This window comes from Glutamicibacter sp. BSL13 (assembly GCF_052928425.1).
Genome location: NZ_JAVGCZ010000040.1, coordinates 1 through 24,603 on the forward strand (window position 1 = coordinate 1; position 24,603 = coordinate 24,603).

At 68.0% G+C, this 24,603-nt stretch carries 23 protein-coding genes, 1 tRNA gene and 1 pseudogene; 10 read left to right on the forward strand and 15 right to left on the reverse strand.

Going from position 1 to position 24,603, the window contains the following annotated elements; genetic code table 11:
* Window positions 1–186: 186 nt before the first annotated feature.
* A complete protein-coding gene (locus RCJ92_RS09000; RefSeq protein WP_446754362.1) occupies window positions 187–1,401 on the reverse strand; it encodes an MFS transporter in 1,215 nt (404 codons plus the stop codon).
* Between the two features lie 212 nt (window positions 1,402–1,613).
* Between RCJ92_RS09000 and RCJ92_RS09005 the strand changes: the two genes are divergently transcribed.
* Window positions 1,614–2,120: an amino-acid N-acetyltransferase gene (locus RCJ92_RS09005; RefSeq protein WP_138174721.1), complete on the forward strand. Its 507-nt coding sequence runs from the start codon at window positions 1,614–1,616 to the stop codon at window positions 2,118–2,120.
* A gap of 19 nt (window positions 2,121–2,139) precedes the next feature.
* On the opposite strand, the gene RCJ92_RS09010 is transcribed toward RCJ92_RS09005, so the two are convergent.
* Window positions 2,140–3,048 (reverse strand): A/G-specific adenine glycosylase, encoded by a 909-nt coding sequence (locus RCJ92_RS09010; protein WP_138925418.1) that lies wholly within the window; start codon window positions 3,046–3,048, stop codon window positions 2,140–2,142.
* An 86-nt stretch (window positions 3,049–3,134) separates the two neighbouring features.
* On the opposite strand from RCJ92_RS09010, the gene RCJ92_RS09015 reads away from it, so the two are divergent.
* A complete protein-coding gene (locus RCJ92_RS09015; protein WP_446754363.1) occupies window positions 3,135–3,758 on the forward strand; it encodes a hypothetical protein in 624 nt (207 codons plus the stop codon).
* A 3-nt stretch (window positions 3,759–3,761) separates the two neighbouring features.
* Here RCJ92_RS09015 and disA read toward each other — a convergent pair whose 3' ends face one another.
* The 3 genes from disA to RCJ92_RS09030 are packed head-to-tail and all read right to left on the reverse strand — an operon-like array spanning window position 3,762 to window position 7,438.
* On the reverse strand, window positions 3,762–4,835 hold the full coding sequence (gene disA / locus RCJ92_RS09020) for a DNA integrity scanning diadenylate cyclase DisA (RefSeq protein WP_446754364.1): 1,074 nt from the start codon (window positions 4,833–4,835) through the stop codon (window positions 3,762–3,764).
* Window positions 4,836–4,868: 33 nt separating this feature from the next.
* Entirely contained in the window at window positions 4,869–6,260 is a 1,392-nt protein-coding gene (gene radA / locus RCJ92_RS09025) for a DNA repair protein RadA (protein ID WP_446754365.1), read from the reverse strand.
* A 44-nt stretch (window positions 6,261–6,304) separates the two neighbouring features.
* Window positions 6,305–7,438: an FUSC family protein gene (locus tag RCJ92_RS09030; RefSeq protein WP_138925421.1), complete on the reverse strand. Its 1,134-nt coding sequence runs from the start codon at window positions 7,436–7,438 to the stop codon at window positions 6,305–6,307.
* 218 nt (window positions 7,439–7,656) lie between these two features.
* On the opposite strand from RCJ92_RS09030, the gene pstS reads away from it, so the two are divergent.
* From pstS to RCJ92_RS09055, 5 genes are all read left to right on the forward strand, one after another.
* Window positions 7,657–8,790, forward strand: a complete 1,134-nt coding sequence (gene pstS / locus RCJ92_RS09035; RefSeq protein ID WP_446754366.1) for a phosphate ABC transporter substrate-binding protein PstS — start codon at window positions 7,657–7,659, stop codon at window positions 8,788–8,790.
* 110 nt (window positions 8,791–8,900) lie between these two features.
* Window positions 8,901–9,833: a phosphate ABC transporter permease subunit PstC gene (gene pstC, locus RCJ92_RS09040; protein ID WP_138174709.1), complete on the forward strand. Its 933-nt coding sequence runs from the start codon at window positions 8,901–8,903 to the stop codon at window positions 9,831–9,833.
* On the forward strand, window positions 9,833–10,987 hold the full coding sequence (pstA, locus tag RCJ92_RS09045; RefSeq protein WP_138925424.1) for a phosphate ABC transporter permease PstA: 1,155 nt from the start codon (window positions 9,833–9,835) through the stop codon (window positions 10,985–10,987). Before pstC ends, pstA begins: the two co-directional genes overlap by 1 nt.
* Window positions 10,988–11,041: 54 nt before the next feature.
* Window positions 11,042–11,821 carry a phosphate ABC transporter ATP-binding protein PstB gene (pstB, locus tag RCJ92_RS09050; RefSeq protein WP_138174705.1) on the forward strand — a complete coding sequence of 260 codons (780 nt, stop codon included), beginning with the start codon at window positions 11,042–11,044 and terminating at the stop codon, window positions 11,819–11,821.
* An 830-nt stretch (window positions 11,822–12,651) separates the two neighbouring features.
* The gene (locus RCJ92_RS09055) at window positions 12,652–12,855 is read left to right on the forward strand and encodes a hypothetical protein (protein ID WP_446754367.1); all 204 of its coding nucleotides are present in this window, start codon (window positions 12,652–12,654) and stop codon (window positions 12,853–12,855) included.
* A gap of 207 nt (window positions 12,856–13,062) precedes the next feature.
* On the opposite strand, the gene RCJ92_RS09060 is transcribed toward RCJ92_RS09055, so the two are convergent.
* The 4 genes from RCJ92_RS09060 to RCJ92_RS09075 form a co-directional block, all read right to left on the reverse strand.
* Window positions 13,063–14,082, reverse strand: coding sequence for an inorganic phosphate transporter (locus tag RCJ92_RS09060; RefSeq protein ID WP_138925427.1), 1,020 nt, complete (start codon window positions 14,080–14,082; stop codon window positions 13,063–13,065).
* 5 nt (window positions 14,083–14,087) lie between these two features.
* A complete protein-coding gene (locus tag RCJ92_RS09065; RefSeq protein ID WP_138925428.1) occupies window positions 14,088–14,702 on the reverse strand; it encodes a hypothetical protein in 615 nt (204 codons plus the stop codon).
* A 286-nt stretch (window positions 14,703–14,988) separates the two neighbouring features.
* Window positions 14,989–16,233, reverse strand: coding sequence for an MFS transporter (locus tag RCJ92_RS09070; RefSeq protein ID WP_446754368.1), 1,245 nt, complete (start codon window positions 16,231–16,233; stop codon window positions 14,989–14,991).
* Between the two features lie 55 nt (window positions 16,234–16,288).
* On the reverse strand, window positions 16,289–16,954 hold the full coding sequence (locus tag RCJ92_RS09075) for a hypothetical protein (protein WP_138174693.1): 666 nt from the start codon (window positions 16,952–16,954) through the stop codon (window positions 16,289–16,291).
* Between the two features lie 188 nt (window positions 16,955–17,142).
* Here RCJ92_RS09075 and RCJ92_RS09080 point away from each other — a divergent pair.
* Window positions 17,143–17,218 (forward strand) — tRNA-Lys (locus RCJ92_RS09080).
* 73 nt (window positions 17,219–17,291) lie between these two features.
* Here RCJ92_RS09080 and RCJ92_RS09085 read toward each other — a convergent pair.
* From RCJ92_RS09085 to RCJ92_RS09110, 6 genes are all read right to left on the reverse strand, one after another.
* Entirely contained in the window at window positions 17,292–17,906 is a 615-nt protein-coding gene (locus RCJ92_RS09085; RefSeq protein ID WP_138174691.1) for a dienelactone hydrolase family protein, read from the reverse strand.
* Between the two features lie 97 nt (window positions 17,907–18,003).
* Window positions 18,004–18,255 carry a hypothetical protein gene (locus RCJ92_RS09090; protein ID WP_138174689.1) on the reverse strand — a complete coding sequence of 84 codons (252 nt, stop codon included), beginning with the start codon at window positions 18,253–18,255 and terminating at the stop codon, window positions 18,004–18,006.
* Between the two features lie 83 nt (window positions 18,256–18,338).
* Entirely contained in the window at window positions 18,339–19,949 is a 1,611-nt protein-coding gene (locus RCJ92_RS09095) for an ABC-F family ATP-binding cassette domain-containing protein (protein ID WP_446754369.1), read from the reverse strand.
* Between the two features lie 355 nt (window positions 19,950–20,304).
* Window positions 20,305–21,006 (reverse strand): demethylmenaquinone methyltransferase, encoded by a 702-nt coding sequence (locus RCJ92_RS09100; protein ID WP_138925432.1) that lies wholly within the window; start codon window positions 21,004–21,006, stop codon window positions 20,305–20,307.
* Window positions 21,007–21,103: 97 nt separating this feature from the next.
* On the reverse strand, window positions 21,104–22,075 hold the full coding sequence (locus tag RCJ92_RS09105; RefSeq protein WP_446754370.1) for an SRPBCC family protein: 972 nt from the start codon (window positions 22,073–22,075) through the stop codon (window positions 21,104–21,106).
* A 10-nt stretch (window positions 22,076–22,085) separates the two neighbouring features.
* On the reverse strand, window positions 22,086–22,427 hold the full coding sequence (locus tag RCJ92_RS09110) for an ArsR/SmtB family transcription factor (RefSeq protein WP_446754371.1): 342 nt from the start codon (window positions 22,425–22,427) through the stop codon (window positions 22,086–22,088).
* 220 nt (window positions 22,428–22,647) lie between these two features.
* Here RCJ92_RS09110 and RCJ92_RS09115 point away from each other — a divergent pair, with 220 nt between their 5' ends.
* Entirely contained in the window at window positions 22,648–23,544 is an 897-nt protein-coding gene (locus tag RCJ92_RS09115; RefSeq protein WP_446754372.1) for an ABC transporter ATP-binding protein, read from the forward strand.
* Window positions 23,541–24,603 (forward strand): annotated as a pseudogene (locus tag RCJ92_RS09120) (ABC transporter permease); the annotation flags it as partial. The gene RCJ92_RS09115 and the pseudogene RCJ92_RS09120, both read left to right, overlap by 4 nt.

Below are 24,603 nucleotides of genomic sequence, written 5' to 3' on the forward strand. Positions count from 1 at the left end.
CCGGCGCCGAGAAGTTCACCTTCCGCGCCGAAGGCGGCAACGGCCAGCTGGAAGGCGAGCCGGCCCCGGCGGCCATCGAGGGCTGACCCCCGGGGCCAGCACCCCGACCAGAACCGAAGGGCGGTTCGACGGACATACCCGTCGAGCCGCCCTTTGGCGTCGGGCGCCACGGGTCGCACTGAGTGCTCAGCCGCGCCGGCGGGCCCGCAGCACCAGCAAGACCCCCAACACCGTACAGCAAAGGTAGATCCCGGCCACCATGAGCCAGCCCAGGGTGAAACCCCCGGCCGAGGAGATCACCATCCCCATCACCAGGGGGCCAATGGTGAACCCGCCAAACTGCCCGGCGGAGAAGATCCCGCTGGCGCTTCCCATCAGGGAGGCCGGAACCGCGCGCAGCAGGGCCGCCATCAGCACCACCGAAACGCCCAGGGCGGACGCGCCGTGCAAGGCCACGGCCAGCCACAGCAGGGTGGGGCAGTGCCAGGATTCCGCCAGCAGGAATGTGCCGGCGCCGGCCAGCGCCAGCACCGCCAGAAGCAGCAGCAGCCGCGGCGCGGAGATCCCACGCGACATCATCCGGCCCCAGCCCACCCGGGCAGTGACCCCGATGGCCCCGGCGGCCGCCGCCGTCAGTCCACCAAGCACCAGGGAGAAATCCAGTTCCCGGACCGCAAACAACGGCAGGTACACGTTCGTGGCCTGTACACCCATCCCGTTGATGAAGCCGAACACCGTCAACGCCAGGATCATTGAGCGTGTCGAGCCGCCCGCCGTCGTGGGAACCGGTGCCGCTTCGGCGGCCCGGGGCGGGGCGTCCTGCGCCAACAGCGGCACCGCGGCCAGCACCCGCACCGCCGCCAGGCCCAGCACGCCAGCGGCGACCGCGCCAACCAGGCTGGCCCCATGCCAGCCAATCCAGGCGGCCAGCAGCGGGAAGCCGATACTGCCCACCAACTGGCTGACCTGCACCCCGGACTGCTTCACCCCGGTCCAGGCGATGCGCTGGGCACTGGGCACGCGCTGGGCCAGCACCCGGTTGGTGACCCCGTTGGGGAACGACTGCGCCAACCCGGACAGCGCCGCGGCGGCCAGCAGCAGCAGGTAGCCGCCGGGCAGGGACGCCAGCCCCATCGATACCGCGGCGGCGCCGAAGATCAGCAGCATCAGGGTGCGGTCCGGCTGCCGGTCGCTGAACTTGCTGAACACGGCATTGCCGACCGCGGCGAAGCCAAAGCAGACGGTGGCCAGCAGTCCGAACTGCGCCTCGGAGATGCCCAGCTCCCGAATGATCAGGTCACTGGGGGCACTGAGCCCGTAGTTCAGCAGTGGGGCGATGCCCACCGCGCTGAGCAGCACCGCCAACAACCCCAGTCCAGGACGTCGCGCGCCGGTGTGCATGTGGCCCCATCCTCCTTTGCGCCCGCCATCGGGGTGAACCCCACTAGTCTGGCACAGCGCTGCCTCGCCCAGCGGCTTGCGGCAGGATTCTTACAACAGGCCGCCTTCCGCCTGCCTGCCGCACGCAGCGGGCAGGAAGGTGGGCAAACAGATCCGAAATACAGGGGTAAACTTCGCCAGCTGCCCACGGTGCGGGGCATAGGATCAATAAGGTGAGTTCTTTTACCGTCCGTCCCGCCCGCACCACCGACGTCCACGCCATCCGCGATCTAGTCCGGCCCCTGGCCGAGCAGCGCATCCTGCTGGACAAGGAGGCGGTGACCTACTACGAATCCATCCAGGAGTTCGTGGTCGCGGAGGATGCGGCAGGGCAGGTCATCGGTTGCGGGGGGCTGCACGTGATCTGGGAGGACATCGCCGAAGTGCGCACCCTGGCCTCCGCCGAATCCTGGCGCGGGCAGGGAGTGGGCACCGGGCTGATCAACGAGTTGCTGCGCCGGGCCCGCGATCTGGGGGTGCACCGGATTTTTTGCCTGACCTTCGAGGTCGAGTTCTTTGAGCGGCATGGCTTCAGCGTCATGGCCGACCAGAGCGCCGTTGACCCGGCGGTGTATGCCGAACTTCTGCACTCGCGCGATGAGGGCGTGGCCGAGTTCCTGGACTTGGCAAGGGTTAAACCCAACACCCTGGGCAACACCCGCATGATTCTGCAGTTCTGATGCCCCCGGACTGTCCGGCCTAGCTGGGCAGCACGATTCCTTCATCGCCGCTGGCCGCCAGGCCGTCGGCCAGCAGCCCGGACAGCGCCCGCTGGCGCTGCTGGAGCGGCGCATCAAGCTTCTGCAGCGGCGTGAACACCGGGTCTTGCTGCATCGCCAGGTCGGCCAGGAACACGGCGGGATCCACGGCCTGCTCGCCGGCCCGCAGCACCGCCATGATTGCCCCGCGCACTTGCCGGTCGGTCCCGTGCCAGGCCTGCCCCTTGGGCGTGTAGTGCGGGGCCGGCTGCCCGGCGGCCACCCAGGCACAATGGGCGAACACCGGGCACTGGGAGCATTTGGGGCTGCGCGCGGTGCACACCAGCGCCCCCAGCTCCATGACGGAGATGTTCCAGGTGACGGCTGCTTCATGGTCCTCGGGCTGAACCTGGCGGGCGCGGGCGAACTCGCTGGCCCGGGGGCTGGGTTCGGGCAGCGCCGCGCCGCCGAAGAGCCGGGCCTGCACCCGGCGGATGTTGGTGTCCACCACGACGGTGGGTTTATCGAAGGCGAAACAGGCGATGGCGGCGGCGGTGTAGTCGCCCACTCCCGGCAGGGCGCGCAACTGCTCCTCAGTGCGCGGGACCATCCCGTTGTGCTCGGTGGTGATCTCCACCGCTGCGGCATGCAGGCGCATTGCCCGCCGCGGGTAGCCCAGCCGCCCCCACGCCCGAATCGCTTCGGAGACCGGTTCGGCGGCCAGGTCCTGGGGGCGCGGCCAGCGTTGCATCCACTGCTCCCACACCGGCAGCACCCGCACCACCGGGGTCTGCTGGAGCATGAACTCACTGACCATGACCGCCCACCCGGAGGCCCCGGGCTCCCGCCAGGGCAGGGTGCGCGCATTGGCGTGGTACCAGTGGTTGATCAGCTCGTGGATTTCGTGCACCCCACCACTGTATGGCCTGGCACCCCCGGTCAGGGAATCACCGCGAAATCACCGGGAAGCGCACCGCAATGAACTAGCCTTGAGCTATGAGTAAAGCACCGCAGGGCAGGCTGCCGACCAGCGTCTACCGGCGCCGGCGGATCACCGTGGCAGTCATCGCACTGCTGCTGGTGGGTCTGCTTGTCTGGGGTGTGGTTGCGGTGGTCTCGGCCCTGGGCGGCGAGGAGAAGCCGCCGGCCGCAAACGAGCAGCCACAGCAGCCGGAGCCGGGCCAGCAGCCCGAAAGTGAGCCCGAGAGTGAGACTGCCTCCCAGTCGCCGGAGGGCATGTGCGCGGAATCGGATATTGAGCTCAGCGCCGCCACCGACGCCGCGTCCTACACCGCGGACCAGGACCCGGTGCTGATCCTGCAGGTGAAGAACGCCTCGGAATCCGAATGCAAGATCAATGTGGGCACCAGTCAACAGGAGTTCCGGGTGATGAGCGGCTCGGACCGCATCTTCTCCACGGCCGACTGCGCCCAGAACGGGGAGGACGTCATCTTGGACTTCAAGCCCGGACAACAGGAGAACGCGCGCTTCACCTGGCAGAAGGAACGGTCGGCCCCCGGGTGCAAGGCCGTGAACGTGCAGCCGCGTCCCGGCACCTACCGGTTTACCGCGCTGCTGGGCGAGCTGGAGTCCGAACCGAAGTCCTTTGAACTGAAGTAGCCGCTACAGATAGCGGTCCAGCAGGGAGGACTCGGCCATCCTGGCCAGCCCTTCGCGGATGGAGCGGGCCCGCTGTTCCCCGATGCCCTCGACTTGAATCAGTTCGGCCGTGGACGCGGCCATCAGCAGCTGCAGGTCACCAAACTTCTCCACCAGGCGCTCGCCGACGGCGCGCGGCAGGCTGCGGATCAGCGAGAGCATCCGGTAGCCGCGCGGGGTCAGCGCATCATCCAGGCTCAGCGGAGCCTGCGGGATCAGCACCCGCAGCAGTGCATCCAGTTCAATCAGCAGCGCGTCGGGCACCTGCTCCAGGCGGGCCAGCGCCTCGGCGAGGTGCTGCGCCCCGCCGGCCAGGTCCGGGTAGTCCCGCAGCACCATCTGGTTGTCGGTCTTCACCCCCGCCAGCAGCTCGGCATGCTGGGCGGCCAGCAGCCGCCCGTCCGCACCCAGCTCCAGGACCTGGCGGGAGATGTCCTGGCTGGTGCGGCGCACCATCTCGGTGCGCTGCAGCACCGCCAGCACGTCACGCACGGTGGCCGCGTCCTCGATCTCCGCGGCGGTCAGGGCGCTGGTGACCTGGTCCAGGCGGTGCCGGTAGCGCTCCAGGGTGGCGATGGCCTGGTTGCCGCGCACCAGCAGGCGTTCACTGGTTTCCAGCACATGGCGTTCGGAACCGGCGTACAGGGTGATGGTCTGCATGGAGGAGGACACCGCCACCACCGGGAAGCCGGTCTGCAGGGCCACGCGTTCGGCGGTGCGGTGCCGCGTGCCGGATTCGGCGGTGGGCAGCGCCGCATCGGGCATCAGCTGCACCCCGGCCTGCAGGATCCGTCCCCCGGACTCGTCGCAGATGATCGCCCCGTCCATTTTCGCCAGCTCGCGCAGCCGGGTGGGGGAGAAGTCAATGTCAATGTGGAAGCCGCCCGAACAGATCGATTCGACCACCTGGTCGTAGCCCAACACGATCAGTGCCCCGGTGCGCCCGCGCTGGATCCGCTCAATCCCCATGGCCAGTTCGGTGCCCGGCGCGATCCGCGCCAGGGTGCCAAGCAGTTCGCCGGAGGGTTCTCGTTGCACCTGGTGATTCCTTTCGGGCGGGACGGATCAATCCTATCCTGCCTGGTTCTGGCGTTGGTTGAATGCCAGATCCAGCGCCTCGGCGATCGATTCGACCTGGAACACCCTGATCCCGGCCGGGATGTTCTTCAACGGCTGCGGGGTGGCCGGAACCATGGCGAAGGAGAAGCCCAGCCGGGCCGCCTCGGTCACCCGCCGGGAAATCTCCGGGACCTGGCGCACCTCCCCGGCCAGTCCGACCTCCCCGAACGCCACGAAGTCCTGCGGCAGCGCGAAGTCATGCATCGAGGAGGCCACCGCCAGGGTGCAGGCCAGGTCGGTGGCCGGTTCGGAGAGCTTCACCCCTCCCACGGTGGCGATGTAGGAGTCCATCCCGGACAGGTCCATGCGCGCCCTGGCCTGCAGCACCGCCAACACCATCTGGGCCCGGGCCGCGTCCAGGCCGCTGGTGGCCCGGCGTGGGGCCGGGCCGGCGGAACGCGAGAGCAGCGACTGCACCTCCGCCACCAGGGGCCGGCGCCCCTCCAGGGTGACGGTGATGCAGGTGCCGGGCACCGGGTGCTTGGTGCGGGTGACAAACAGCCGCGAGGGATCCGACAGGGACTCGATCCCATCCTCGGTCAGGTCAAAGCAGCCGACCTCATCGGTCGGCCCGTAGCGGTTCTTCAGGGCGCGCAGCAGCCGCAGCCGCGAATGCTTCTCCCCGTCAAACTGGCAGACCACATCCACCAGGTGCTCCAGCAGCCGCGGCCCGGCGACCGAGCCGTCCTTGGTCACGTGCCCCACCATGATGGTGGTCATGGCCCGGGTCTTCGCGGCGTTGATGATGCTGGCCGCGACCTCGCGCACCTGGGACACCCCGCCCGAGGCCCCGTCCACATCCGCGCTGGAGAAGGTCTGCACCGAGTCCAGGATCAGCAGCTGCGGGTCAATCTCCGCAATCTGTCCCAACGCCAGGGCCAGGTCGGTTTCCGCGGCCAGGTAGAGCGAATCGGCGACCGCGTCGATGCGTTCGGCCCGGGACTTCACCTGTGGGGCGGATTCCTCCCCGGTCAGGTAGAGCACGCGCAGCCCGCTGCGGGCGGCCTTGGCGGCGACATCCAGCAGCAGCGTGGACTTGCCCACTCCGGGTTCCCCGGCCAGCAGGATCGCCGCGGCAGGCACCAGCCCGCCTCCCAGCACCCGATCCAGTTCGGTGACCCCGCTGGTGCGGAACGCGGCCTGGGAGGCGTCGATGGCGGCGATCGGCTGGGCGGGGTTGGCCACCCGGGCGGCGGCGGTGGTGCGCGCGGCAACGACCCCGACTTCCTCCACGGTGCCCCAGGCCTGGCATTCGGCGCAGCGCCCCACCCATTTGGCGGTGGTCCAGCCGCATTCGGCGCAGCGGAACTTGGCGGAATTCTTCGTACGCGCGGTCTTGCTCATGGATTCATGCTACCTACGGGACCGGACAGTTCGGGCATGGGCGCCTAGCGGTGCAGCGGGGGCAGGGCGGAGGTGGCCTCCTCGGTGTCCGCGCCGGCGGCCTTGAGCAGGTCCACCACCATCGGGCGCAGCAGCAGCACCAGGCCCTCGCCCTGCAACCCCTCGATGCCCATCTGGTGCGGGTCCAGCTTCGCAGCGCAGTCCTGCAGCTGGTGGCGGGCCAGCCGCTCGTACTTGTGCTGCCCGGCCACGGTGGGTTCCCGCACCGAATGCGCCAGCGTGCCCACCGCCTCGGACAGTTCGCGCAGCAGTGCGGTGATCTGCTCGGCCCCCTCGGCGCTCAGCGCGCTTTGGCTCAGCACGGCCGCCAGGCGGCGCACCACCACCCGCAGGTTGCGGGCGGCCAAATCGAAGTGGTCACTGCGTTCGGAGAGCTGGCGGATTTCCTGGCGGTGCCGGCGCTGGGTGGGGGCGAAGGTGGCCACCTCCAGCGCGGCGGAGAAGGCGGCCGGCAGCTTGTCCACGTGGCGTTGGGTGCCGCGCGCCTTGACCAGGGCATGGAACGCGGAACGGTGGTCGTCATCGCGCACCGCCCAGGAGCATTCCAGCAGCACCTCGGCCATCTCGCGCAGCAGCTCGGACAGCGCCGCGATCGGGGTGCGCCGCGAATCGCTGGGCAGCAGGATCATCAGCAGGATCGCCAGGCTGACCCCCACCACCGCATCCAGGGAGCGGGCAAAGGGCCCATCCACCGAGATCGGCAGCAGCACCACCAGCGCGGACTGCATGCCCAGCTGGGTGGAGAAGATCGGCCCGGAGTTCAGGTAGCGGGCCACCAGCAGGCTCAGCGACATCACCGCGGCGGCCTGCCACAGCCCCTGGCCCCACCAGTGCATCAGGAAGTCGCCCATCGCCACCCCCAGGGTGCATCCCACCGCCACCTCCAGCACCTTGCGCATGGTGGTGGCGGTGCCGAAGCCGGAGGCCACCAGCGCGCTGGTGGCGGCGAAGATCGGCTGGGTGTGCCCCAGCAGGGAGTCGGCGATCCAGTATGCGCCGATCGCCGCGATGGTCATCCGGATAATGCGCGGCAGGGAGTTCCAGGCACGGGTGAGCCCCACCCGGTTGCGCTGGCGCACGAAGAGCCGGGCGCGCCTGAGGTTCGGTGCACTGGCCATGACAACCAGTCTTTCACGCCTGCCGCGCCGATGGGGGCATCATGACGCACTGTCGATGGTGGGGCTTGGGACGCCGGGATGTGAGGCGGTTCATAGCGGCGCGCGGCGGTGTTAACCTTCCGTTCACCTTCGCCGGGGGTGCTGGTTACCTGCACTGCCTACGCTCAAGGCAGACCTAAAGCCTGTATGGCGGTCACACCACACCGCAATTCCTGAATATGGGGGAAACACTCGTGAACTTCAAACGCCTCTCCAGTGCGGCCGCTGTGCTGTCCGTGGCCGCCCTGGCCCTGACCGCCTGCGGTTCAGACAACCCGACCGGCGCCGCGCAGAGCAGCCCCTCGGGCGACCAGGACACCGCCGCCAGCGTTTCGGGCACCCTGACCGGCGCCGGCGCCTCCAGCCAGAGCTCGGCCATGGACGCCTGGACCAACGCGTTTGCCGCCGCGAACTCCGGCGCGCAGGTGCAGTACTCCCCGGATGGCTCCGGCGCCGGGCGCAAGGCGTTCTTGGCCGGCGGCGCCCAGTTCGCCGGATCCGACGCCTACATGAGCGAAGAGGAGCTGGCCGACTCGAAGAAGGTCTGCGGACCCGAGGGCGCCATCGACGTGCCGGCCTACGTCTCCCCGATTGCGATCGCCTTCAACCTGGAGGGCGTGGAAAGCATCAACCTGGATGCGCCGACCATCGCCAAGATCTTCAAGAAGGAGATCACCAAGTGGAACGATGAGGCCATCGCCAGCCAGAACCCGGACGTGCAGCTGCCGGACACCGCGATCACCGTGGTGCACCGCAACGACGAATCGGGCACCACCGAGAACTTCGTGGAGTACCTGAAGGCCGCGGCCGGGGACGTGTGGGACTACGAGGTCTCCGGCGACTGGCCCAAGGACATCCAGTCGGAGAACGCCAAGGGCACCTCCGGGGTGGTTTCCACCACCTCGAGCACCGACGGGGCGATCACCTACGCCGACTTCTCCGCGGTGGGCAAGCTGTCCACCGTGAACGTGAAGGTCGGCCAGCAGTACACCAAAATCTCCGCCGAAGCCGCGGCCAAGGCCCTGGAGGCGGCCACCCCGGTCGAGGGCCGCGGTGAGCACGACATGGCCCTGGAGTTGGCCCGCGACACCACCGAGGCCGGCACCTACCCGATCGTGCTGGTCTCCTACCACGTGTACTGCTCCAGCTACAAGGACCAGCAGACCGTGGACCTGGTCAAGGCCTTTGGCAACTACGTTGTCTCCGAGGAAGGCCAGAAGGCCGCCCAGGAGTCGGCCGGCAACGCCCCGCTCTCCTCGGCCATCGCCGAGCAAGCCGGTGCGGCCATCGATTCGATCACCGTGGCCGAATAGGCCAGTGCACCACCCGGCGCGGGCCGCAGCCCGGCCCGCGCCACACCCCTCCAACCCTCCTTCGCGCCGGTAAACCCGCCGGCATACGACCCCACTAGAAGGCTTATCCCATGACCACCAATGCCCTGAAGAGCGGCTCGACCGCCGGGCGCGCCGGGGACAGGATTTTCTCCACCGCGGCGCTGTCCGCGGGCGTGCTGATCCTGCTGACCCTGTTCGCGGTCGCGGTCTTCCTCTTCATCCAGGCCCTGCCCACCTTCACCGCCGACCCGGCGGAGATCTCCGGCGGCGAGGGCTTCTTCGCCTACATTTTCCCGATCATCATCGGCACCGTGATCGCCGCGGCGATCGCCCTGCTGATCGCCACCCCGATCGGCATCGCGGTGGCCTTGTTCATCTCCCATTACGCCCCGCGTTCGATCGCCGGCCCGCTGGGCTACGTCATCGACCTGCTGGCCGCGATCCCCTCGGTGATCTACGGCGCCTGGGGCTACCTGGTGCTGGCCCCGGCCCTGGTGCCCGGCTACCAGTGGCTGGCAGAGAACCTGGGCTTCATCCCGATCTTCGGCGGCCCGGCCAGCCAGACCGGCAAGACCATGCTCACCGCCGGGATCGTGCTGGCGGTGATGGTGCTGCCGATCATCACCTCGCTGTGCCGTGAAATCTTCCTGCAGACCCCGAAGCTGCATGAGGAGGCCGCCCTGGCGCTGGGCGCCACCCGTTGGGAAATGATCACCACCGCGGTGCTGCCCTTCGCCCGCCCCGGCATCATCTCCGCGGTGATGCTGGGCCTGGGCCGCGCCCTGGGCGAAACGATGGCGGTGGCCCTGGTGCTGTCCACCGGTGCGCTGATCCCGTCGCTGATCCAGTCCGGCAACCAGACCATCGCCGCGGAAATCGCGCTGAACTTCCCGGAGGCGTTCGGCCTGCGACTGGCTGAGCTGATCGCCGCCGGCCTGGTGCTGTTCGTGATCACCCTGGTGGTCAACATGATTGCCCGGGCCATCATCGCCCGCCACAAGGAATTCTCGGGAGCGAACTGATGAGCCTGACCAAAACCCCACAGCCAAAGTCCACCTCCGGCTCCGCCCAGTCCCGCGCCGAGCTGGCTCCGCGCACCCGCAACGCGCTGGCCAAGGGCAAGCTGCCGCGCTGGGCCGTGCCGGCGACCGCGGCCGGCGCCGTCATCCTGGGTGCGGCGCTGTCCACCCTGGGCGGATTCTCGGTGGCCAGCTTCGCGATCTACGCGGCGCTGCTGTTCGTCATCGGGGCCACCACGGCCACCGGCATTGTCGAGGGGGCCCGGCGCGGGAAGAACGCGCTGGCCCTGTACCTGATCTACGGCGCCTTCATCCTGGCGCTGATCCCGCTGGCCTCGGTGATCTACACCGTGCTGGAAAAGGGTCTGCCGGGGATGAGCCTGCACTTCTTGACCAGTTCAATGAACGGGGTCACCGGTGCGGTGGACAACCAGAGCGTCGCCGAGGGCGGGCCGGTCGTCGGCGGGGCGTACCACGCGCTGATGGGCACCTTGCTGATCACCCTGTGGGCGACCATCATCTCGGTGCCGGTGGGCATGCTCACCGCCATCTACCTGGTCGAATACTCCAAGGGCGGGCTGCTGTCCCGGGCGATCACATTCTTCGTCGACGTGATGACCGGCATCCCCTCGATCGTGGCCGGCCTGTTCGCCGCCGCGTTCTTCGGGGTGATCCTGGGTCCCAACGCCCGCATGGGCATTGTCGCGGCCGTCGCGCTGAGCGTGCTGATGATCCCCACGGTGGTGCGTTCCACCGAGGAAATGCTCAAGATCGTGCCGAACGAGCTGCGTGAGGCCTCCTACGCGTTGGGCGTGCGCCGCTGGCGCACCATCCTGAAGGTGGTCATCCCCACCGCGATCTCCGGCATCGCCTCCGGCGTCACCCTGGCCATTGCCCGGGTGATTGGTGAGACCGCCCCGATCCTGGTCACCGCCGGCATCGCCAGCAACATCAACCTGAACGTGTTCGCCAACTGGATGTCCACGTTGCCCACGTTCATCTACTACCAGATCCTGACCCCGACCAGCCCGACGAACATCGACCCGTCAATCCAGCGTGCCTGGGCCGCTGCCCTGCTGCTGATCCTGATGGTGATGGCGCTGAACCTCGTCGCCCGCCTGGTCGCCTCGATCTTCGCCCCCAAGAAGGGCCGTTGAGCCGCACCGGCTCCGGACCTGTCACCCACAGTTTTTCCAAAGGACCCAACCACCATGTCAAAGCGCATCGACGTCAAAGACCTGAACGTCTACTACTCCAAATTCCTGGCCGTGCAGGATGTAAACATCAACATCGCCGCCAAATCCGTCACCGCCTTCATCGGCCCCTCCGGCTGCGGCAAGTCCACCTTCCTGCGCACCCTGAACCGCATGCACGAAGTGATTCCCGGCGGCCGCGTCGAGGGTGAGGTGCTGCTGGACGGGGACAACCTCTATGAGGCCGGGGTGGACCCGGTGACCGTGCGCAGCCAGATTGGGATGGTCTTCCAGCGCCCGAACCCGTTCCCGACCATGTCCATCCGCGACAACGTACTGGCCGGGGTGAAGCTGAACGGCAAGAAGATCTCCCGCTCGGATGCCGAGGCGCTGGTGGAGAAGTCGCTGCGCGGGGCCAACCTGTGGAACGAGGTCAAGGACCGCCTGGACAAGCCCGGCTCCGGCCTTTCCGGTGGCCAGCAGCAGCGTTTGTGCATTGCCCGCACCATTGCGGTCAAGCCGAACGTGATCCTGATGGATGAGCCCTGTTCGGCCCTGGACCCGATTTCCACGCTGGCGATCGAGGACCTGATCAATGAGCTGAAGAACGACTACACCGTGGTGATCGTGACCCACAATATGCAGCAGGCGGCCCGGGTGAGCGACAAGACCGCGTTCTTCAACATTGCCGGCACCGGCAAGCCGGGCAAGCTCATCGAGTACAACGACACCGCTACCATTTTCTCCAACCCTGCCCAGAAGGCCACCGAGGACTACGTCTCGGGCCGCTTCGGGTAGGCGCGGAAGCACAGAATTCGTCCGCTGCCGTTGGCGGCGGGCGGTCCGGAAGGGGGTCTTCCGGGGGATCCTGGAGGGGATCAGGCCGGTGGCCCACCCGCGTGCGGGTGGGCCACTGGCTGTTTAAGACGCACGCCACCTGTCGAGGAAGCTTGCCCTGGTCATTTGGCTGCCCGATTTTGCCCGTTTTTCCAAGAAGAACGTGCTGAACATGGTCACACTCTTTATCCAGGCTGGTGGACTATCGCCGGTTTTACCATGCTTTGGACTGACGCGACCCCAGGGCGGCACGGCAACGAAGCCTGGCGGGTGCTCCCGCAGCATCAGCCGGAAACTCAGTCCTACATGGATTACTGCCGCATCTTCCGCGCAGCGGTCCTCTACCGGCCGCGCCAGTGCGGCATAGGCCGTGCTGGACCGACTGCACGCCGGGCAGGGTAAGTCCGCAACCGCGGCGGCTTCACCCATCTCCAACAAGATCGAGCCAGCAGATCGCGCCACCAGCAGACGTTGGCGGCCTCGTCGAGCACTCCCACCAGAGGAGTCTTTAGCCGGCCCTCGGCGGACCGGGAGGCTAGCTCCTCGACGGCTTCCACAACTGCAGCCGTCAGGGCGCAATCGGTCGAGGGGAACGGTGTTGAGATGGTTAGGGCGGTGGCGAAGTTCCGCTGGGACAGGGCACTGTTTGGAGGCCCGCCGGTGACGCTGATCGCTGTGTCGCTGGCCTGCGCGCTACTGCTGGCGCTGGGCATGGGAGTGATTTTCGGGCTGAGCATCGCGGGGATGGGCCAGTTCTTGGCGCGGTATTGGGGGCGCTGATGGTGCTTTACATGACCGTTGCCCTTTGCTGGGCGCTGTGCGTGGAACGCAAGATGCTGGCCGCAGCCATCGAAGATGTCGCGTCCTCGGTCGAAAGCCACTGGTACGGCCGGGCGGCCAGCGCCGTGTTTACCGACCTGCTGCTGGTGGCAGTGCTGCTGGCGATACTTGACTTCGCCGCCCACTACCGCTCGCCAAGACGGGCCGAAGGCTGATGCGGAACCACTTGGCCGAATTCCGCAGGGTCCTGGGGCTGTCCCAGTCGGCGCTCGCCCAGGCGCTGGCGTCTGGCGGCAGACGTTGATTTCATCGCAGAAAGGTCGGTATGACCCGTCCCTTCCGCCGGCCTTTCGGCTGGCGGGCTGTTTCGAATGCGCCATCGAGGAATTGTTCATCCCCGAGCCCCGGGACTGGCTTTGGGACTACAGCTGGGTCAGGGGATAGGCCGCCAGCGCCAGGACGGCGCCGCCTAGGACACACACCACCGGGGTGGCCAGCCAGTGGCCCACGACCCGCATGACGTTTCGCCAGATCACCGACTCAAACGGCTGGTTGGCGCCGGCACCGACGATTGCGCTGGTCACCGACTGGTTGGTGGACAGCGGCAGGTGCAGCAGCAGGGCGCCGACATACAGCAGCCCCGCGGCCACCCCCTGGGCGACCATGCCGCGCAGCGGGTCGATCTTCACCAGCCGGTGCTCCAGGGTATGGGTGATCCGCCAGCCGCCCAGCAACACCCCGAAGGCCAGGAAGGCGGCCGCGGTCAACTGCAGGGCCCAGGGGGTGGTTCCCGGCTCCATGGACTGGGCGGTAATGAATACCAGCATCAGCATGGCCCCGGAACGCTGTCCGTCCTGCAGCCCCAGCCCCAGGGCCACCGCGCAGGCGCCCAGGGCTTGTCCAGCCCGTGAACGGGCGCTGACATTGCGCGCCGTTTCGTGGCGGATCAGCCAGGTGGCGGGCAGGACCAGGAAATAGGCCAGTAGGTAGGCGACAATTGGGGTGACCACCAGCGGCAGCAGTACGCCGCTGGCCAGGATGTCCAGGCCGCTGCCGCCGGGCAGGGCCCCCAGCAGCACCGCCGCGCCCGTGGCCCCGGCGATCCCGGAGAGCAGCGCGTGCGTTGAAGAGGTCGGCATGCCCCGCCACCAGCAGAACAGCCCCCAGCCGGAGGCGGCCAGCAGCGCGCAGATCAACATCATCAGTCCAGCGTTGCCCTCGGGCAGGCTGACATCCAGGCGGTTAACCAGGAAAAAACCGAAGCTGGAGCTGGCCAGGGTGCCCAGAAAGGCGAAGATCGCCGCCACGGTGACCGCGATGCCCGGGGTCAGGGCCCGGGTGCGCACCGCTGCGGCCACCGCCGTGGAGGCGTCACGGAAACCGTTCAGGGTGGTGTAGCCAAGGGTCAACAGCACGGCCACAGCGCACAGGATGGTGGTCATTGCCCTTAGGACTCCTTGACCAGGACGCGGCCCAGGTGGTCAGTGAACTGGCGCATGACGGTGCACGCGTCCTGCAGCTGATCGGCCACCAGCTGGTGGCGGTGCATGGTCGAGGCCTTGGAGTAGGAGGCGTTCTCCACGCTCCAGGCCAGATGGGTGCGGGCCATGCGTTTGGAGACGTGCAGCATCTGCAGCCAGTTGTCCTCCAGGTCATCCAGGTGGTGCAGCTGGCGCAGCGAGGCGGTGGCCATTTCCCCCAGCTGCCCCATCAGGTCCAACTGCTCGGAGGCCCGGGCGGAGAGCGGGGTGGAGCCCACCAGCGCGATCAGCTCGCCGGTGCCGCGCAGCTTCTCAATGGTCTCGTGCAGCAGCCGGGCGAAGGTGTACATGTCTTCGCGCGGCAGCGTGGACAGGTAGGAGGTGCGCAAGTGGGTGAGCACCGCGTGGTGCAGGTCGGAGGCCTTGGTTTCGGCCTCGGCCAGGGAGCGCAGGGTCTGCTCCCGGCCCTCGGCGTTGCCGATCATTTCGGCCAGGGTGTCCACCGCGCCGTGAATCAGCGCGGCCAGGTCTCGCAACAATTCAAGTCCGCGGGAGGCGGAGGGAAAGAGCTGGAACTTCACGATTTACGGCGCACCATTCAAGTCGTACTTCATTGGGGGAGGACTGACGTTGAACAGTGTACGTCGGGAAGGTTAACAACCGTGATTGGTGGTGCCGGACCGGGAACGCCTCTCGGCGGAAGGCCGCTCGCAGCGGCTAATGGTTGGAGCCCGGGGTTACCAGCGGCCCGACACCAGAGTCCAGTTTTCTCGCTTGCCCCGGTAGATGTCAACCGATTTCAGCTTCCGTGCTGGATCTCACGCATCCGGACGCGGCGGCTGCGGGGCGAGCCTGCCCCGCCGGGCCTCAGGTGGCGCGGCGGCGCAGTGACTTTTCCAGCCCGCTGGCCGCCAGCAGGGCACAGCAGAACCAGATGGCCCCGGCCGGGCCCAGGCCCACCGCCGCGGTGCCGGCCACCATCGGCACCACCACCTGGCCCAACCGGTTGCCCATGAGCCGCACCGCCAGCGCAGCCCCGCGGTCCTGCCCGGGCACGGAGGTGGAGACCATGGTCATGGTCAGCGGCTGGCCCAGGCCCAGCAGGAACCCGCCGGCGAACAGCGCCAGCGAGGCCGCGCCCAGGTGCTCCATCAGCAGGGGCACCAGGGCGATGGCCAGCCCGGAGCCGAAGAGGCTTCCCAGCACCATCTTCTGCCGGTCAAAGCGCTTCGAGGCCCACGGCAGGATCAGCCGGGAGAGCACCGAGGCGGCGCCGCGCACCGCCAGCAGCACCCCGACGGTGGTCGGCGCCACCGCGTGATGTTCGGCCACCAGCGGCAGGAACGCGGCCAGGATGTCAATGATCGCCAGCAGCGTCAGCGAGGCGAACATGTGCGAGGCCATCCCCGGGATCCTGATGATGGAAAGAATGGTGGCCTGGGAGCGCGCCGGTGCACCCTGCGCCCGGGCCGGCCCATCCACCGCCTCGGTGCGTCCTGCCCGGCGTGGCTGCAGGTTCGGCAGCAGCAGCGGGATAGCCGCCGCGGCAATTACCGCGCCCAGCCACAGGGATAGGGCGATGTCCCCGGAACGCTGTGTGGACTGCAGCTGCGCATCGTTGCCCAGGATCAGCCCGCCCAGCAGCGGTCCAAGGAACTGGCCCACCGAATAGGCGGCCGTGAACCAGCCGAACCCCTTGTCCAACTGGTCATCGGGGAAGAAGCGGGCAATGGAGGACTGCCCGCCAATGGTGAACATCAGGTGGCCCATGCCCAGCACCGCGCTGCCCGCGGCCACCACCAGGACGCCCGGGGCGCTGGCGATGGCCGCCGCGCCGAGCACGAACAGCAGCACCCCGGCCAGCATCAGGTAGCGGATGCGGCGGATGCGGGAACTGGCCCTTCCCAGCCACATGGCGCTGAGCAGCGGCAGCAGGGCGTAGGCTGCGGTGGTCAAACCCACCGCCACCGGCCCGGCGGAGAAGGTCAGCAGCTTGTAGGTGGTCACCGGGCGCACCAGGTTCAGCGTGGTCTGGGTGAGAATTGCGGTGAGAATCAGAACCAGAAGCCATCGGCCGGTGCCCGTAGCTGGCCGTCGTGGTTCTTCGCTCAATCTGCCCGCCCTGGTCGCCTGGAATCTGCCAAGCTACAACTTATCGCGCCCGCGGCTAATCGAGGCAATCATTGCGCCACATGTGGGCGCAGGCCTCCAGGTCCTCGGCGGTGCGCACCAGGGCGGTGGCCCGCTGGGTCAGCACGCTGCCGCGCACCGCATTGGCCAGATCCGCGGCGTCCGCATGCTCCGCCATGCCCAGGGCGATGACCCGGCAATAGGCGGCCGTGCGTTCCAGGGCATGGGCGAAGTCCCCGTCAAAGGCGCCGGAGAGAATCGAGTCGGCCATCCTGCGCAGCTCATCGGCTGTCGGCGGCTCCGCCGCCCCGGCCACGATCCGGTCCACCTCGGCCCGCTCGGCCCCGGCACGGAACCGGGTGGCCATCACCTCCGGGTTGTTCAGCGTCGCGGTGCGGATGGCGTACAGCCGCCACAGGGCACCGGGCAGCGAGCGGGCCGGGGCTTCGCTCCACAGCTCGGCCAGCACCTCGATGCCCTCATCCTCGGCCACGGCCACCAGCCGGGCACTGACCTTTGGATCCTGGTTGGCCAGCCCGCCGTGCACAAAGGCGCGGGCCGAGAGGTGCGCGGCCTCCGAAACGCGCGCGGGATCGGCACCACCCACGTAGGCTTCGAACTCGCGGGGGGTGAATGGCTTGGGCTTGTGGTGGCGGAATCCGGAGTCGTGGGGGACCTTGGAACCTGCGCGTGGGCCTTTCATGGTGTCGAGAATACTCCCTGTTGCTGGGTGGGTGGTCTAAAAGCGGCGGCCAGCCAGTCTACGCCACCGTGGCGCCCGGGGGCAGTTAGCTGGCACACCCCGTGGGGGAGGGAGCCAGCACCGGGCTGACCTGCGGATTAAGAGCGGGTGGCGGTGATCGGGTAACATTGATCTTGGCTAAATGCCGTGCGCCTTTAGCTCAGTTGGTAGAGCACTGGACTTTTAATCCATTGGTCGTGGGTTCGAGCCCCACAGGGCGCACCACCAAGATCGGGTCCGGCGAGGAACACCTCGTGGGGCCCGATCGTTTTTGTTTCGCGCACCCGCGGCGAGGCGGTTATGGCGTGGACCGGTCCGGGGACGCGGCGAGCCGCTCAAGAAACACCCCGACGCGCTGCATCAGCAGCGCAGTGGCCTGCGGATCGTGGCCGGGCAGGGAACTGTCGGTGAACAGGTGGGCCCGTCCCGGGTAGGTGAAAAGCTGCGCCAGCCCGGCGCCCGGACCCTGCACGAACTGCTGCGCCGCGTCCAGGTCCCCTTCATGGGCGAAAAACGGGTCATCAGCCATGCCGTGGATCTGCACCGGCACGGTACTCGGCCACGGCCCGAAGGACCAGGGGGCCTGCGGGTCCACAAAGGACTCCAGCAGCAGGGCACCACGCGCCCCGGCCCGCTGCTGGGCGAAGCGCTGGGCCAACATCACGCCCCAGGAGATCCCGGCATAGACCAGATCCTGCGGCAGGGCGCCCACCAGCTCATCGGCCCGCTGGTTCACCGTCTCCTGCCCGAGCCGCTGCACCAGCTCCATCCCGGAGGGAATGTCGGGCGGCAATTCGCCGGCAAAGAAGTCCGGTGTGTGAACGACGTGCCCGGCCTGCTCCAATTCTTCTGCCAGTGCGCGCACCCCGTCGGTCAGGCCCTGCACGTGGTGGAACAAGATGACTTCGGCCATGGGGGCTCCTGAGAGTGGGAGAGGCGGGGATGCGCCCGATCCTAGGGCGTGGGCCGCAGCGCGTCAACGTCCCGCCGTCGCTAACGCCCGGCACCGCCTAGCGTTCGTCCACCAGGTTCTCGATGCGCTGGGGCAGGTGCTGAAGCGCCGAATCCCAGCCGGGCATCTCACTGTTGATCTCCACGCTGTACCCCTCGGTGAGGATGAACTCGGCGCAGGTCAGGGTCTGTGATCCGGAGGTGCTTTCGTAGATGAAGGCGCGGCGGATGTCATGCCACAACAAGGTGGCGGACTCGTCGATGACCAGCCCGGTGGGTTGAACCTCGACGGTGCGCTGCGGGTAGCTCATGGGGGCCTTCCGTGGCTGAAAAACGTGCTTTCGTCCCAGTGTAAGGGCAGGATGCGGCGAATCCGGAAGGCCCGGGCCGCAACTCAGGCAATCTTTGGCGGATCCACACGACGCAGCGAGCCCTCGGGCTCCAGGCTGAGCAGGTAGTCCAGGCCCAGGGACGCCAGGAACGCCTCGTCGTGGCTGACCACCAACAGCGCACCGTGGTAGGCCCGCAGCGCCTGGACCAGCTGCTCCACGCTGGAGATGTCCAGATTGTTGGTGGGCTCGTCCAGGATGACCAGGTGGGGAGCGGGCTGGGCCAGCAGCACCGTGGCCAGGTAGACGCGGAACCGCTCACCGCCCGAGAGCGTCCCCAGTTCCCGGTCCACACTGGAGCCGCGCAACAGCATCCGGGCCAGGAAGTTGCGGATTTGTCCCGGGCTTGCCCCCGGCGCCGCCGACCGGACATTGTCCAGCGCCGAGGCGTGCTCATCCAGCGAATCCAGGCGCTGTGGCAGGTAGCCCACCCGGTGGGTGTGCAGCGTGGCCGACACCGCGCCATCGGTTGGGCCGGTGCCGGAAAGCAGCCGGCGCAGCAGCGTGGTCTTGCCCGCCCCGTTCGGGCCCACTAGGCCGACCCGTTCGGGGCCCTGGATGCTGTGGGTGGTCGCTGCGTCGCTGAATTCGGCGATGCGCCGTCCGCGCGGCAGCGCCGGGTCGGGCAGTTCCAGGTTGATCTGCTCCACCTGGCGGACCTTCGCGTCGGCCGCGTCCACGGCCTGCTGCGCGCTGTCCACCTTGGATTCCAGATGTGAGCGCATCGCCCCGGCCGAGGCCTGGGATTTCTTGCGCAGGTTATCGGCGGCCATGCGCGGTATGCTGCCGCTCATCTGCAGGGACCGGCCCTGCCGCTGACGCCGTGCCAGCTTTGTTTCCGCCTCGACGCGTTGGCGCTTTTCCACCTTCAGCGCCTGTTCGGCGTTGCGGGCCGCCTGCTGCGCGGCGGCCTGTTCTGCCTGCAGCTGTTCGCGGTAGATGCTGTAGGGGCCGCCAAAGCTGCGCAGCGTTCCGCCGTGCAGCTCGGCGGTCTGCTCCATCAATTCCAGCAACTGCAGGTCATGGCTGACCACGATCAGGGTGCCCGGCCAGGTCTGCAGCATTGCGTAGAGCTGGCGCCGGGTGGGCAGATCAAGGTTATTGGTCGGTTCATCCAGCAGGGTGATCCCGTGCTGCGCCAGGCGCAGACCGGTGACGGCCAGCAGCATCGCCTCCCCGCCGGACAGGCTTGTGACCGCGCGGGTAAGGTCCTGGGCTCCAAAGCCCACACGCGCCAGCTCGGCCTCGGCCCGCGCCTCGATGTCCCAGCGCTCGCCGACGGCCTCGAAATCGGCTACCTCGACGCTGCCGGCCTCGATGGCCCGCAGCACGGCGAGGGTGGTCTCAATGCCCAGCAGCCCGGCGACGGTCATCTGTTCGTCCAGGATCAGGTTCTGCGGCAGGTAGCCGACCTCCGCGGTGGTTTCCACGTGCCCGCCGCTGGGGCGAAGCTGCCCGGCGATCAGCTTGAGCAGGGTCGACTTTCCGGCGCCGTTCTCGCCCACCAGGCCGGTTTTCCCGGTGTTGAATGTGCCGTTGACTTCCCGCAGCGCGGGGCTGCCGTCGGGCCAGGCGAAGGACAGGGAATGGATGGTGACGGCCGGTGAGTGAGCCACGGGATTCTCCTCGGGCGCCGTGCTCGGCGCGGGTTGCGGCCGGCGACGGGCTGCAGATGGCATCGAGGAAAAGAGCCGCCCCGGCTGGGACGCGACGTCTTGGGGAATTCGACGAGATCTGAGGTCGGCCAGCCGGTAGTGAACAAGGGCGCGTGCGCGCGGTTCGTTGGGCTAGGCGGTGACGATCTCGGTCTTCATGCAGTGCAGTCTAGCAAAGTGCGGGTGCTGTTCGGCGGAGTTGTGGGCCATTGCACCCAGCGCAGCCGATGCCACGCGCGGAAGCCGACAGAAGCAAAGCACCGCCGCAGGCATTGCCCGCGGCGGTGCTTTCGGGGTCTGTGGCTGGGGCCGGATGCTATTTGGTTGCCCGGTGCAGGGCAACGATGCCCCCGGTGAGGTTGCGGAACTCCACGTTCTGCCAGCCGACGGCCAGGAACTTGTGGGCAAGCTGCTGCTGGTTCGGCCAGGCGGCAATCGACTCCGCCAGGTAGGCGTACGCCGAGGGGTTCGAGGAGACCAGGTAGCCCAGCGCCGGAATCACCCGGGGCAGGAACTGCTGGTAGGCAATCCGGATCGGGGCGAAGGTGGGGGTGGAGAACTCCGCCACCACAATCCGTCCGCCGGGCTTGGTGACCCGACGCATCTCGGACAGCGCCTTTTCGGTGTCGGAGATGTTGCGCAGCCCGTAGGAGATGGTCACCGCGTCAAAGGTGTCGTCCTCAAACGGCAGATCGGTGCCGTCCCCGTACACGAATTCCAGCTCCGGGTGGCGCTTGCGGCCCTCGGCAAGCATGCCGTGGGACATGTCGCAGGCGGTGACCTTCGCCCCGGCCTGTGCGAAGGGAACCGAGGAGGTGCCGGTGCCGGCGGCCAGGTCCAGGATCCGCTCCCCGGACTTGGGGTTCACGGCCTCGGTGGTGAGCTTGCGCCAGTAGTTGACGATGCCGCCGGTCATCAGGGTGTTGAGCAGATCGTAGCGGGGTGCCACGTTGTCGAACATCTCCTGAACCTGGTTTGCCTGCTTGTCCAGGCCCGCACGCACATTATGGGAAGTCATGGATCCAAGTCTTTCACAATCTTGGTGGGTTGGCGTCCAGCCTGTGCCGCACATCGCCCCGCGCCCCGGCGGGTGCCGGGGCGCGGGATGCGCACGGTCAGAGCAGGGAGTCCAGCCGGGCGTAGCTTGCCTCCATCCCGTCGGTCATGCCGGTGCCCAGGATCGAGTCGCGGGTGTGGGCGTCCGGGTAGGTGATCACCAGGGTCAGCAGGGTTCCGCCGGGCGCCGGGGTCAGTGTCAGCTCATTGACGGTGACCGGGGAATCGGTGCCGATCATCTGCTCGGTGGTGCGTTCGTAGACCGGGGCCTGGCGGGCCAGGATTCGGCCGCAGAAGCCGAATCCTTCCTGCCCCGACCCGGCCTGCGGTTCCCACCAGGAACGGTGCTCCTGCCCTACCTCGCTGCCGACCACGCATTCGGTCAGCCGCCAGCCGTCCGGGCCGAACATCCAGCGGCGCAGCATTTGGGGGTCGTGGTAGGCGTGCCAGACCTGCTCCCGGCTGCCGCGGATGACCCGGCTGATGCGCACCTTCGTGTCGCTGAGCAGCTGGGCCTCGGTGGGCCGTGCCAAGGCCACATCACCCAGGTCGACCAGCACCTGGTCCAGCTGTCCCATGGCCAGGCGCAGGCCTTCATCCATCCCCATTTCCAGCAGCTGCTCCAGGTCCTCGACGGAATTGAAGTGGGAGGTGACGGTCAATTTCGAGCCTTCTTCCCACGGGCCGAAGGCGAAGCTGACCCGGGTGGTGGGCAGTTGCCGATTTGGTTCCCCCTCGGCCGTGGCGAAGCCGTCGATGACCTCGAAGAGCCTGTGTTCGAGAAGTTCACTCCACTGCCAGTAGCCGTGGAACGTCTCGCCCTCGGGGGAGGTCATGTAGTAGTGGCTGAAGCCGTTCGCGCAGCCGTCGTGGCGGGTGAAGGTGGCCGGGTAGCCCGGAGGCCCCCAGAATTTTTCGATCTGGCGCGGGTCGAGGTAGGCCTGCCAGAGGCGTTCGACCGGCACGGGGAATTCGGCGTGCACGGTGAGGGTCAGTGTGTCGGCGTCCTTGAGGACCGAGGTGACGGGCATGGCGTGCTCCTTAGGATGGTGCCTCGTCGGCGAGGAAGTCATCGAGGCGTTCGATGCGCTGGCGCCAGATGTCCTCGAAGGCTGAGAGTGTTTGCGTGATGTGCCGGAGTCTTTCCGGCTGGCCCCGAACGAGTCGTTCGCGGCCACGTGCGATCTTGCTGACCAGGCCCGCCGCCTGAAGCGCGGCCACATGCTTTTGCACCGCGGCGAAGGACATGTCGTAGTCCGCCGCCAGGTCCGAGATGCTGACCTCGGCGTTCAGGGTTCGCCGCACGATGTCACGTCGTGTGGCGTCGGCCAAGGCACGGAAGACCCGGTTCAGCTGCTCATCGCTCAACTCTTGTACAACCATTTGGTTGTACAATACCGGATGCCGCACGGGCTGGGAAGGGGGCGGGGCAGAAAAATCTCCGCAATTCACTAGGACGCTAGTCAGGTGACAATTCATCTAATCAAAAGGTGATAAGTCACCGGGATTCAGGGCGACGGCTCCGGCTCTTCCCAAGGCGTCGCCCGGAGCCTAGCATCTAAGTCACCACCAAGGGGGCGGACAGAGCACGCTAGGGGGCGCAATGGGCGAGGCGATCATCCAGATTTCCGCACTGAGGAAGAGTTTCGGACGCGTCGAGGCGCTAAGGGGCCTGGATTTGGAGTTGGCTCCCGGTCAGATCCATGGCTTTCTTGGACCCAATGGGTCGGGCAAGACCACGACCATCCGGGTGCTGTTGGGGCTGTTGCGTGCCGATGCGGGCCGGGTGCGGCTTTTCGGGGCTGATCCGTGGCGCGGAGCGGTGTCCCTGCATCGGCGGTTGGCCTACGTCCCCGGGGAGGTGAACCTGTGGCCGAAGCTGACCGGCGGGGAGGTGATTGACCTGCTCACCGCGCTGCGCGGCGCCGCGGACAAGGCGCGGCGCGATGAGATGATTGAACGCTTTGAACTGGATCCGCGGCGCAAGACCCGCACCTATTCCAAAGGCAACCGGCAAAAGGTGGCCCTGGTGGCCGCCCTGTCCAGTGACGTGGATCTGCTGATCCTCGATGAGCCGACCAGCGGCCTGGACCCGCTGATGGAACGCGTGTTCCAGCACGCGGTGCAGGAAGCGGCCGAGCGCGGCACCGCCGTGCTGCTCTCCAGCCACCTGCTGGCCGAAGTGGAGAAGCTGTGCAGCCACGTCACCATCATCCGCGATGGGCGCAGCGTGGAATCCGGAACCCTGCAACAGCTGCGCCACCTGACTCGCAGCGATGTGGTGCTTTCCAGTGACATTCCGCTGGAGCGGCTGCGCGGGTTGGAGGGAGTGGAGGCGGTCCACCAGGAGCAGGGGCTGATCCGGTTCAGCATCGAGCAGCAGCGCGTGGCCGGGCTGCTGCGGGTCCTTGGCGGGTACACCGTGCACTCCTTCAGCTGCACCCCGCCGAGCCTGGAGGAGCTGTTCCTGCACCACTATCAGTCCGGGGCGGGACGATGAGTGCCCGGCGCGGGGGCCGGCATGCGCAGGTGGGTGTGCGCCGGCAGGGGTTCGGCGCCGCACTGCTCCTGTGGCGGCGGATGCTGTTCGCCTCCCGGTGGGGCATCCTGGTCTGGTCACTGGTGATGGCGGGGCTGCTGTACTACATGGTCCAGGCGGTGCGCACCGTGATGGGCCCGGACGGGTTGCAGGCCCGGGCACAGGTGATTGGGCTGCCAGCCGGAGCCATGTTGTCCGGGCCCGGGTACGGACTGGAGGACTATACGCCGCAGGCCATGACGGCCAACGAGCTGCTCGGGGGCTTCGCGGTGGCCGTGGCGATCATGTCCCTGCGTCTGGCGGTGCGCCACACCCGGGGCGATGAGGAAGCCGGGCGTACCGAGCTGCTGCGGGCGCTGCCGGTGGGCCGGTTCGCGCCGCTGGGTGCCGCCGTGGGTACCGGGCTGACGGCCAACCTCGGTGCGGCTGTGCTGGTGTTTCTGGCGTTGCGGGCCTGCGGCTTCGAGGCCAACGGCAGCCTTGGATTCGCCCTCGGGCTGCTGTTGCTGGGGTCGGTGTTCACCGGCGTCGGGGTGCTGTGTGCGCAGCTGAGCCTGACGGCGCGCACGGCCAGCGCCTGGGCGGGAATGCTGCTGGGTTTGGCCTACCTGCTGCGTGCCGTGGGGGACGCCGGGCAGCGTGGGGGCGGTGTGCTGTCCTGGGCCAGCCCGATTGGGTGGATCCAACAGCAGCGGCTCTTCGTTCAGCAGCGCGTCTGGCCGCTGTGGCTGGTGCTGGGTCTGGGGGTGCTCCTGATCGCTGCCGCCTTCGCGCTGCAGGCCCGGCGGGAGGTCGGTGCCGCCGTCTTTGCCCAGCGTGCCGGCCGGGGGAGGGCCGGGTTGCTGGGCCGTACCCTGCTGGGCTTTGGGCTGCGCATGGAGCGCAACCGGATGCTCTGCTGGGCTGCCGCCGTGCTGGTGGCCGCGGTGCTCACCGGCTCCCTGGCCGGGGCGGTGGCCGATGCCTTCGCCCAGTTGCCCCAGCTCCAGGCCCTGTTGGGGGCGCCGGGGGCGGATGCCC

Bases quoted from the DNA above. Each gene is read 5' to 3' on its own strand.
- RCJ92_RS09055 (WP_446754367.1), top strand. From the start codon at position 12,652: ATGACCGTTGCCCTTTGCTGGGCGCTGTGCGTGGAACGCAAGATGCTG.
- RCJ92_RS09090 (WP_138174689.1), bottom strand. From the start codon at position 18,255: ATGAGCTACCCGCAGCGCACCGTCGAGGTTCAACCCACCGGGCTGGTC.
- RCJ92_RS09030 (WP_138925421.1), bottom strand. From the start codon at position 7,438: ATGGCCAGTGCACCGAACCTCAGGCGCGCCCGGCTCTTCGTGCGCCAG.
- pstC (WP_138174709.1), top strand. From the start codon at position 8,901: ATGACCACCAATGCCCTGAAGAGCGGCTCGACCGCCGGGCGCGCCGGG.
- RCJ92_RS09075 (WP_138174693.1), bottom strand. From the start codon at position 16,954: ATGAAAGGCCCACGCGCAGGTTCCAAGGTCCCCCACGACTCCGGATTC.
- RCJ92_RS09115 (WP_446754372.1), top strand. From the start codon at position 22,648: ATGGGCGAGGCGATCATCCAGATTTCCGCACTGAGGAAGAGTTTCGGA.
- RCJ92_RS09110 (WP_446754371.1), bottom strand. From the start codon at position 22,427: ATGGTTGTACAAGAGTTGAGCGATGAGCAGCTGAACCGGGTCTTCCGT.
- RCJ92_RS09100 (WP_138925432.1), bottom strand. From the start codon at position 21,006: ATGACTTCCCATAATGTGCGTGCGGGCCTGGACAAGCAGGCAAACCAG.
- RCJ92_RS09085 (WP_138174691.1), bottom strand. From the start codon at position 17,906: ATGGCCGAAGTCATCTTGTTCCACCACGTGCAGGGCCTGACCGACGGG.
- pstB (WP_138174705.1), top strand. From the start codon at position 11,042: ATGTCAAAGCGCATCGACGTCAAAGACCTGAACGTCTACTACTCCAAA.
- pstA (WP_138925424.1), top strand. From the start codon at position 9,833: ATGAGCCTGACCAAAACCCCACAGCCAAAGTCCACCTCCGGCTCCGCC.
- pstS (WP_446754366.1), top strand. From the start codon at position 7,657: ATGGGGGAAACACTCGTGAACTTCAAACGCCTCTCCAGTGCGGCCGCT.
- RCJ92_RS09015 (WP_446754363.1), top strand. From the start codon at position 3,135: ATGAGTAAAGCACCGCAGGGCAGGCTGCCGACCAGCGTCTACCGGCGC.
- radA (WP_446754365.1), bottom strand. From the start codon at position 6,260: ATGAGCAAGACCGCGCGTACGAAGAATTCCGCCAAGTTCCGCTGCGCC.
- RCJ92_RS09000 (WP_446754362.1), bottom strand. From the start codon at position 1,401: ATGCACACCGGCGCGCGACGTCCTGGACTGGGGTTGTTGGCGGTGCTG.
- RCJ92_RS09105 (WP_446754370.1), bottom strand. From the start codon at position 22,075: ATGCCCGTCACCTCGGTCCTCAAGGACGCCGACACACTGACCCTCACC.
- RCJ92_RS09060 (WP_138925427.1), bottom strand. From the start codon at position 14,082: ATGACCACCATCCTGTGCGCTGTGGCCGTGCTGTTGACCCTTGGCTAC.